Source organism: Stenotrophomonas sp. 14P6.2.3 (genome assembly GCF_057799055.1).
In genome coordinates this window covers 205,488-215,790 of the sequence record NZ_JBYOLA010000004.1, presented here as the reverse complement: position 1 = coordinate 215,790, position 10,303 = coordinate 205,488, and the positions used below count along the sequence as shown (strand labels likewise).

Below are 10,303 nucleotides of genomic sequence, written 5' to 3'. Positions count from 1 at the left end.
ACAGGGACGTACTTGCAGCGTCCCCCGCAACCGGACCCACCCCGACATCCCACGGAAAGCCGCTGTGCTGTTGCTGTTGCTGTTGCCGTTGCTGCTGCCCTGGCTTCGGCCTCTGCGGGTGCCGGGCGCAGCCCGGCCGGCCCACCCCCTTTGCGCATGTAACCGCTTACAGCAATTTTCCCCGAAGGGTCATTTGCACGACACGTCGCTGCCATATTGCGCAGCAACATGCGTCGGCGCCGTTGCCGTGCTAAAAATCGCCCCGCCCATCGCTTAGATCGATCCAAGACGACAGCGCGATGGCCCGGAGTTGGGGAGCAAGACAGGACGTGCCGCGCTATCTGCCAGGCGCTCGCTGCATCTGCAGGGCGAAGGCAAGATCGGCATCACGAATTAGATCGATTCAAGTTTCCGCGTCAGTCAGTCACCGGATCAATCCAGGAGAGAGGGAGAGATGGCAATGAAGCATTCAACACGTACGCAGGGCCACGACGCGTTGTCGCTGGCCATCGCGCTGGCCCTGGCCGCCGCCGTCGCCCCGCTTGGCGCTTCCGCGCAGCAGGGGGCAACGACCGGCGCGCAGGACGCCACCACCCTGGACAGCGTCCAGGTCACCGGCTATCGCTACGCAATCGAAAAGAGCCTGCAGCAGAAGCGCGACGCCAACGCCGTGGTCGAAGTGATCACCGCCGAGGACGTTGGCAAGTTCCCCGACAAGAACGTGGCCGACGCGCTGCAGCGCGTGCCCGGCGTGGTCATCACCCGCAGCGGTGGCGAAGGCAAGTCGGTCAGCGTGCGCGGCCTCGCGCCCGACCTGACCCTGACCCAGTTGAACGGCAACTTCGTCGCTTCGTCGGAAACCAACAACGAAGCCACCCGCTCGTTCAACTACACCCTGCTGCCGTCGAACATGCTGTCCAGCGCCGAGCTGTTCAAGTCGCCGGAAGCGCGCATCGACGAAGGCGGCATCGGCGGCACGGTCATCCTGCACACCCGCCGCCCGCTGGAGATGGAAGCCAATTCCGGCTACGTGAACCTGGAAGGCACCTCGTCCGACACCAGCCACGACGTCGACCCGCAGGTGTCGGCGCTGTATTCCTGGCACAGCAAGGACGAGCGCTTCGGCGTGCTGGTCGGCGTGACCCAGCAGAATCGCACCAGCCGCACCATGGAAGCCAGCACCGAGGACTATCAGTGGTACGGCAACGGCACCACCGCCCGTGATGCCAACGGCAACCTGCTGGAACAGGACGGCATCCATTACTGGTGGGGCAAGTCCGGCTTCAACAACCAGACCGGCAAGAACTACAGCGAGTTCTTCATGCCGACCTCGGTGAACTTCGCGGTGAAGGAAGAGAAGCGCGAGCGCACGGGCGGCCAGCTGACCTTCCAGTTCAAGCCGATCGACAACCTGACCCTGACCGCCAACTACTTCCGCTTCGAGCTGCAGGGTGACTACACCCAGAACATGCTGAAGGTGCCGGAGTGGAGCATGGCGCGCTTCAACGGCGACGGGAACTGGGCTGGCGGACGACTGCTCAATGGGCTGGACTTCGACCCCAGTGGCAGCATCGTGACCGGCGCACAGTTCGAAAAGCTGCCGGGCAAGACATATATCTGCAGCGAAGAGCAGGCGAAGGCGGCCGGCCTGGCACCGGGCGGCTGGGGCCCGGATGACTGCACCATGCCTACCCCGCAGCTGACCGGTGGCTACAGCAAGGAAAAAGCGCTCTCGCAGACCGCCGACCTGACCATCGATTGGGACATCAGCCCGCTGTGGAAGGCGTCGTTCACCGGCGGCCGCACCTGGTCTGAAGGCGGCCCGTCGATGAACTTCCGGATGTCGGCCAAGCCGCGCCGAAAGGTCGGAAAAGATTGGCAGTCTGTCAATTACACCGCCTGGGACCTGACCGGTACGCCATCGGCACAGTTCTCACCGGATCTGCAGCAGCAGTTGATGGCCGGCATCGCCGAAGTGGACACCGGCTCCACCGACTCGTCGTGGATGCAGACCGAGGTCGAGCAGAACTACTTCCAGGCCGATTTCACCAAACTGTTCGAAGCCGGTTGGCTGGATTCGATCCAGTTCGGCACCAAGTACCGGGACGGCAAGGTGCACCGCAATACCGGCAATACCTACTGGGTGTGCCAGGGCCTGGACCCGGCGGACTACAAGAACAACCGCTACCAGGCCGGTTGCGATTCAACTGCCGGCGATGCCCAGCCCGGCTTCTTCCTGTCCAACCCGATCAGCAACATTGCCGGCGGCTTCAACGCCAACGTGTTCCCGGGCATCAACTACCCGGCCTACATCGATTACCTGAACAAGACCTACGGCGGCTCGCATAACCGCACCGAGGAAGACTTCGTCTACGACGTCAACGAGAAGATCTACTCGGGCTACTTCCAGGCCAACTTCCGTACCGAGCGCGTACGCGGCAACGTCGGCGTGCGCGTGGTGCGCACCAGGCAGTTTGCCCAGTCCAGCGATTCGGTCGAACGCTTCAACGACTACTTCGTGGACAACGCCAGCGGCGCGCCGATGAGCTGCGATGACCCGGCCGCCGATCCCACCCTGCGCTGCCAGGGCGGCTTCGTGCGCGTGCCTGACACCCAGGCCAGCGACAAGGTCTTCACCTTGGCCTCGTTGGACAAGACCTACACCGACTTCCTGCCCAGCTTCAACATCGCCTGGGATATCACCGACAACCTGGTGCTGCGTGGCGCGGCTTCGAAAGTGATCGCCCGCCCGGGCTATACCAGCATTGCCTATCCCGGCGGCCTCACCTACATCAGCGAGGAATACAGCAACGACCGCCGCGTCGCTGGCGGCACCGACACTCCCGGCTGGTATGGGTCGGGCAGCAACAAGGCACTGGAACCGTTCAAGGCCGTTCAGTTCGACATCGGCCTGGAGTGGTACTTCAAGCCGGGTTCCGCAGCCGGTGTCGCGCTGTTCCGCAAGAACGTGGACAACTTCACCGTGCCGGTGGTGCGCGATCAGCAGATGACCGTCGGCGGCCAGACGGTCACCGTGCAGAAGTACCGCACCGAGGCCAACGGCCGTGATGGCGTCTCGCAGGGCGTGGAACTGTACGGCCAGTACACCTTCGACATGGGCTTTGGTGTGCAGGCCAACTACACCTACAACGACACCAACCTGGCCTCGATCGTGCTTGATGGCGAAGAGATCGGTTCGTCGCCGCTGGTCGGCAGCGCCAAGAACCAGGCCAACGTGACCGTGTTCTACGAGAACGACAAGATCCTGGCCCGCGCCTCGTACAACCGTCGCGGTGAAGTGGTTGGCGGGCTGCAGAATGGCATGACCGCCTACACCAAGCCGTACAGCCAGCTCGACCTGAACGTTGCCTACAACCTCACGCAGGACTGGACGGTCACCGCGGCAGTGCTGAACGCCACCAAGTCGGAACTGCGCAGCTACATCGGCAATGACAGCCAGGCCCGTCTGCTGTCCAACCTGTATGCCGGCCGCCAGTTGTACTTCGGCGTGAACTGGAAGTTCTAAGGCCTCACCCCCGCCTGTGGGCGGGGACGATCCTCCACGGCAGCCGCGCTGGTACAGGTGGCTGCCGTTTTTTGTGGTGCCTTCGCTCCGGGGAACGCTTGACCCTGCCATCGTTGCAAGGTGCACACTGCCTCCACCCCCAAGTGAATCGAAGGAGCTACAGATGGAATTCCATGTGGAAGGCATGACCTGCGGTGGCTGCGCGCGCAGCGTGACCAAGGCGATCGAACTGGTCGACCCGGCAGCGACCGTGTCGGCCGACCCGGCAAGCCGCCGCGTGCAGGTACAGACGTCGGCCAGCCAGGCACAGATCGTCGCGGCACTGACCGAAGCGGGTTTCCCGCCGCGTACGGCCTGAACACCCTGCCAGTTGCATGAACGATGCCCGCCCCGTGCAATTGCCGGGGCGGGCATTTTCTTTTCCATCTGTCTTCGTCAGGTCCTGCGCGCGCGCCTGCGTACCGCGCCTGCCGGCGCTGCAATCGGAACAGCGCCCTCCTCGCCTTCGCCCAGCCGCTGCAGGATCGGGCACTCGGGGCGATCATCGCCGGCGCAACAGCTGATCAACGATTTCAGCGTATCGGCCATCTGCCGCATGTTCTCGATGCGTTGTTCCAGGTCATCGATGTGCTGCTCGGCCAGGCGTTTGACGTCGGCGCTGTGGCGCGACGTGTCGTTCCACAGGCCCAGCAGGTCGGTGATCTCGGCCACCGAAAAGCCGAGATCACGCGCGCGACGGATGAAACGCAGCCGATGCACGTCGGCCTGCGAATAGGCGCGATAGCCCGCGCCGGTGCGGTCAGCCGGCGGAATCATGCCGATCTGCTCGTAGTAGCGGATCATCTTGGCCGACACGCTGGATGCCTTCGATGCTTCACCGATGTTCATGCAATCGCTCCTTCAGTGGGCCGCATGGGACGCGTCCGCCATCGGCGCCTGGAAGCGCCGCAGGCGCAGCGCATTGCCGAGCACGAACACGCTGGACAGGGCCATGGCACCGGCGGCGAACACCGGTGACAGCAACACGCCCCATACCGGATACAGCGCACCGGCCGCGACCGGAATCAATGCGGTGTTGTAGGCGAAGGCCCAGAACAGGTTCTGGCGGATGTTGCCGATGGTCGCCTTCGACAGCGCAATGGCGTTGGGCACGCCCTGCAGGTTGCCCGACATCAGCACCACGTCGGCCGACTCCACCGCGACGTCGGTGCCGGTGCCGATCGCCAGGCCGACATCAGCCTCGGCCAGCGCCGGCGCATCATTGATGCCATCACCGACGAACGCGATCTGACCGTAAGCCGCCTTCAACCGGCGCACTGCCTCCACCTTGCCTTCCGGCAGCACTTCGGCCACCACTTCATCGATGCCGAGCTGGCGGGCGATGGCCTGCGCGGTAGCGGCGTTGTCACCGGTGATCATCGCCACCTTCAGGCCAAGCTGGTGCAGGGCGGCAATGGCGGCCGGCGTACTCGGCTTGATCGGATCGGAGACGGCGATGATCGCCGCCAGGCGGCCATCGATGGCGGCATACAGCGGCGACTTTCCTTCGTTGCCCAGGCGATCGGCCAGCGCGGCGAAACTGCCGATGTCCACGCCCAGCGAACGCATGAAACGATCGGCGCCCACTTCCACGCGTGCGCCGTCGACGGTGGCACGCACGCCCATGCCGGTCACCGACTCGAAATCAAGCATCGCCGGCAGCGCGATGCCCTCCTCCGTCGCCGCCTCGACAATGGCGCGGGCGATCGGATGCTCCGAGCGCGATTCCACCGCTGCCACCCGGGCCAGTACCTGCGCGCGATCGAAGCCGTCGGCGATCTCCAGGTCGGTCAGCAACGGGCGGCCTTCGGTCAAGGTGCCGGTCTTGTCCACCGCCACCACCTTGGCGTCCTTCAACAACTGCAGCGCCTCGCCCTTGCGAAACAGCACGCCCATCTCGGCGCCGCGGCCGGTGCCGACCATGATCGAGGTCGGCGTCGCCAGCCCCATGGCGCACGGGCAGGCAATGATCAGCACGGCCACGGCATTGACCAGCGCGAAGGTCAGCGCCGGCGACGGCCCGAAGATCAGCCACACCAGGAAGGTAGCGAGGGCCGCCAGCATCACCGCCGGCACGAACCACAGCGTCACCTTGTCGACCACGGCCTGGATCGGCAGCTTGGAGCCCTGCGCCTGCTCAACCAGACGGATGATCTGCGCCAGCATGGTCTGCCCACCCACCGCCGTCGCACGCAGGGTCAGTGCACCCTTCTGGTTGACGGTGCCGCCGACCACGCCGCTGCCTGCCGACTTCTCCACCGGGATCGGCTCGCCGGTGATCATCGACTCGTCGACGAAACTGCGACCTTCAGTCACCTCACCGTCCACCGGCACGCGCTCGCCCGGGCGCACTTCCAGCAGGTCGCCCAGCAGCACCTCGTTGATCGGGATATCGACGATGCGCCCTTCGCGGCTGACGTGCGCCACCTTGGCCTGCAGGTTGACCAGGCGCTTGATCGCCTCTGACGTGCGGCCTTTCGCGCGCACCTCCAGGAACCGCCCGAGCAGGATCAACGCGACGATCACCGCCGCTGCTTCGTAGTAGACATTCACCGTGCCCGCCGGCAACAGGTGCGGGATGAAGGTGGCCACGACCGAATAGCCGAACGCCGCAGCGGTACCCACCGCCACCAGCGAGTTCATGTCAGGCGCCAAGCGCAGCAGCGCCGGGAAGCCCTTCTGGTAGAAGCGCCGGCCGGGAATGGCCAGGACCAGCGTGGTCAGCACGAACTGCAGGTACCAGCTGGCCTGGAGGCCGATCGTGGACATCACCCAGTGATGCATGCCGGGAATCAGGTGCGAACCCATTTCCAGCACGAACACCGGTGCTGCCAGCACGCTGGCCAGGATCAGGTCGCGTTTCAGCGCCACCCGCTCGGCATCCTTCTTTTCCGCCGCTTCCTCATCGACCTGGGTGCCGCCATCGATCGCGTGCGCCGCGTAGCCGACCTTGTCGATCGCCGCTACCAATGCGTCGATGCCGGCGACGCCGCGCACGGTCGCACGTTCGGTGGCCAGGTTGACGCTGGCCTGGCTGACGCCCGGCACCGCCAACAGCGCGCGCTCCACGCGCCCGACGCAGGACGCGCAGGTCATGCCTTCCACGGCCAGTTCGGTGGTCGCAGCCGGTACCTCATAACCCACTCTTTCCACCGCCTGGATCAGCGCGTCGCGGTCGATCGGACCAGAGGAGCGGATGTCCGCACGCTCGGTGGCCAGGTTGACTGAGACGCTGGCGACCCCCTCGACCTTGGCCAGGGCCGCCTCAACCCGGCCAACACAGCTGGCGCAGGTCATGCCTTCGATCGGCAGGCTGAGGGTGGAAGTCGTCCCGGGGACGGCGGTAACGCTGGAGGTGCTCATGGCCTGGTTTCCCTGGTTCCATCTGGAGAGGTGACCAGCCTAGACCTTGCCATCGTGGGAAGGTCAAATCCACCCACTCCCGCCGATGGCCCATCCACGCATGGCGTGGATCTACTGCAAAGCCGCAGCAGAGCCACGCCATGCGTGGCTGCACGTCATCCCGCGCGCGCCCAGTAGAGCCACGCCATGCGTGGCTACCCCGTCACCCCGTGGCTGGCGCCGGGTCATGCCCGGCGCCGCCGCCCCTCAGAAGGTGAACACATACTCCAGCGCGAACTCACGACCCACCGCACCCAGCAGGCGGGTCGGAGCGAAATCGTAGTCGACCTTGTACGGGTCCTTGTGGTTCCAGCTGGTCGCGTTGAAAGCGTTGTTCACGTACAGATTGACCTTCATGAACTCGGTCACCTGGTAGCCAACGTTGAAGTTCCAGGTGATGAACGGCCCGACCCGGCCGTAGTAGCGCGCCGTCTGCTGCCCGGCGTTCGGGTTCGTATTGACCGATCCATCCGGACGCGTGGCAGGCTCCAGGCAGTTCAGCGACGGACTGTCGCTGGGCACGTAGCCATCGGCGAACGGCAGGCAGCCGCCGGGGTTGTCCAGGCGGTCGGTGCCCCAGTGGTAGCGCACGCCCGGCACCGAGCCGATGCGGTCGGCATACACGTTCGCGTTCCAGTTGCCGCCCTGCCAGGCCAGGCTCGCGCGCAGCTTGCTGCGCAGGTCACGGTCGCGGCGCTCGGGGTTCGGGTCGTTGGCGTAGCGCTGCTCCTTCGTCGAGATCTGGTTGGTGTAGTTCACCCCCAGCTGGAAGCTGCCCCATGCGGCCGTCTCCAGTCGGTAGCGCGCGCTCAGGTCGATGCCACGCACCTCGCGGCTGGCCAGGTTGAACGGCCCGCGCTCGATCGACACCAACCGCCCGCTGCTGTCACGATTCACCCGGGCGAGGATGCCGGCGCAGTACTCGCCACCCGCCGGGTTCGCCCACGGCGTACCGTCCATGTTCTTGCCGGTCAGGCAGCCCGCTTCGCTGGCCAGTACTTCGTCCGCACCGACGTCGACGATCATGTCTTCCAGCTTGATCGCCCAGTAATCCGCGCTCATCGACAGGTTCGGCAGTACGTCCCAGACGAAGCCGACCGTCCACGAATTGCCGGTCTCCGAGCGCAGCAGTGGCGTGCCCCGACGGTTCACGTCGAACGCATACCAGACATCGGTATTGCCCACGCCGCAGTTGTTGACCAGATACGCGCCGCTCTCGATGCAGCGCAGGCGGTCGTAGGTCAGCACCTCGGAACTGCTGGCCTGGCCCAGCAGGTAGTGCATGTCCGGCGCGTGGAAGCTGGTCGCGTAGGAGCCGCGTACCAGCAGCGACTCGAACGGTCGCCATTCCAGACCGGCATTCCAGGTGGTTTCCTTCTGGCTGCCGACATCCAGCGCCTCGCCGCCGCCGTCGGCCTTGTAGCTTCCATAACGGTCGTAGCGTGCCGCAGCGGTGGCGATCAGGCTGTCGGCCAAGGGAATCTTGAACTCGACACCGGCCGAATAGCGGGTGCGCTCACCACCGCCACGATCAACGTTCTGCAGGTCGAAATCGATGCCGGCACGCGGATCCGGGCTGAGGTGATAGCCCTGCTTCGCCACTTCGGCCACCGCCGCGAACGAAATCGGACCGGCCCAGCCCTGCAACAGTTCACCAGTGATGTCGGCCGAGGCCTGGTTGACGTAGGAGGACGCGCGGTTCTTGGCGACCGTGCCCATCTGCCAGTACTGGTCCGGGGTGATCGGGTTCCACCAGCGCGCTTCGTTCAATGCGTAGATGGCCTCTCCGTCGCCGGTGGTGCCCAGCCGTGGGCCGAGGAAGAAGTCGTACGACTTCTGTTCGTCCACCACGTTCTGCCGCTCTTCAACGCGGTAGTAGGAACGGCCAACCGTGGCGCTCCAGTCGAAGCGATCGGCCAGGCGTCCGCGCAGGCCTGCGCTGATATCCCACGACAACTCGCGGTTGGTATTGCGCAGCGTGTCCAGGCCACCGACTTCGTTCGGCGTGAACTGGCGCACGCCGAGCACCGGGCGATTGCGGTTGGCATCCCAGTAATAGCCGTTGGCATCGTCGATCAACGAAACGCTGGGGGGATTGGTGCCCCAGATCGCCTCGGACCGGTACACCGCCAGGTTGCTCCAGGCCTGCAGGCCATCACCGAAATCGAAGGTGCCATAGAGATTGCCCGACACGTTCTCCGAGCCGCCAGTCAGCAGCCAGTTGGCGTAGTCGGCGCTCATGCCGCACAGGCGGCCGGTGTTGCTCACTGTATTGGCGTTGTAGTTGTAGACCAGCCGATCGGCGGTGTAGTACTCGCCAGCGAATTTCTCGCAGGTACCGTCCGGCGGTGCCAGGCGCTGGCCGTTGCTCGGGTCGATCAGCGCCAGGCCTGCGGTGGGACGGAAACCGACCTTGCGCTGTTCCATGTTCCAGGACGGGTACAGCGCATCGTCAGCGTCGTCCATCTGCGGCCGGTCGCGGCCGAACAGCGGATCGCGCTTGGTGTACTGCAGTGCATAGGTCACGCTCCAGTTGTCGCCGGTCTTGCCGCCCGCCCAGGACAGATCCCAGGTATCGCGGCCGCCTTCGGTCGAGGTACCACCGCGCACGCGCACTTCGTCGCCGTCGTAGTTGGTCTTCAGGATGACGTTGACCACGCCGGCGATGGCGTCCGAACCATAGATCGCCGACGCGCCGCCGGTCAGCACTTCGATGCGCTCCACGGCAGCGGCAGGAATGTTGCTGTAGTTGGAGAAATTGGTCTCGCCGCCATAGGGCAGCGGGTAGTCGGCCACGCGGCGGCCGTTGACCAGCAGCAGGCTGCGGTTGGGGCCCATGCCGCGCAGGTTCAGGCCGCTCGCGTTGGGTGTGTGCGAGCCCCACTGCGACGCCGCTTCGACGGTGCCGGTCGCTTCGGTCAGCGTCTTCAGCGCGTCGTAGACGGTGACGAAGCCTTCCTTCTGGATCTGTGCAGCGGTGATCACGTTGACCGGGGCCGGGCCCTCGACGCCGGCACGCTTGATGCGCGAACCGGTAACGGTGACGGCATCGAGGTCCTTGGTGGACGACGTGGCCGCTTCCTGTGCGCCAGCGGCAAAGGGCAGCAAGGCAAGGACGAGGGCCTGGGACAGCAGATGACGACGGTTGCGGACGGACTGAGCCATGGGTGGTTGCTCTTGGATGGTGGGCGCGCGGTCGGATGGCGATCCCGGGCGTTGAATCGATCCTTCTCGATTCGATCACCCTCCCCTGTGGATCGATCCAAACTAAAGCACAGCTGAACCACGCCCGGCATGCGGCGACGCAGCAACGCGCTGCGACACGTCGCTTTCAGT

5 protein-coding genes are annotated in these 10,303 nt (G+C 65.1%); 2 read left to right on the top strand and 3 right to left on the bottom strand.

Annotated elements, in window-relative coordinates:
* Positions 1-454: 454 nt before the first annotated feature.
* Both AC27VL_RS05970 and AC27VL_RS05965 read left to right on the top strand, forming a co-directional pair.
* Positions 455-3,526, top strand: coding sequence for a TonB-dependent receptor (locus tag AC27VL_RS05970; RefSeq protein WP_488765822.1), 3,072 nt, complete (start codon positions 455-457; stop codon positions 3,524-3,526).
* 163 nt (positions 3,527-3,689) lie between these two features.
* Entirely contained in the window at positions 3,690-3,884 is a 195-nt protein-coding gene (locus AC27VL_RS05965) for a heavy-metal-associated domain-containing protein (RefSeq protein ID WP_100552413.1), read from the top strand.
* Positions 3,885-3,961: 77 nt separating this feature from the next.
* On the opposite strand, the gene cueR is transcribed toward AC27VL_RS05965, so the two are convergent.
* From cueR to AC27VL_RS05950, 3 genes are all read right to left on the bottom strand, one after another.
* Positions 3,962-4,414 carry a Cu(I)-responsive transcriptional regulator gene (gene cueR / locus AC27VL_RS05960; protein WP_488765821.1) on the bottom strand — a complete coding sequence of 151 codons (453 nt, stop codon included), beginning with the start codon at positions 4,412-4,414 and terminating at the stop codon, positions 3,962-3,964.
* 12 nt (positions 4,415-4,426) lie between these two features.
* Positions 4,427-6,928 carry a heavy metal translocating P-type ATPase gene (locus AC27VL_RS05955; RefSeq protein ID WP_488765819.1) on the bottom strand — a complete coding sequence of 834 codons (2,502 nt, stop codon included), beginning with the start codon at positions 6,926-6,928 and terminating at the stop codon, positions 4,427-4,429.
* 246 nt (positions 6,929-7,174) lie between these two features.
* Complete coding sequence (locus tag AC27VL_RS05950; RefSeq protein WP_191077775.1) at positions 7,175-10,132, bottom strand: TonB-dependent receptor plug domain-containing protein; 2,958 nt, start codon at positions 10,130-10,132, stop codon at positions 7,175-7,177.
* Positions 10,133-10,303: the final 171 nt, after the last annotated feature.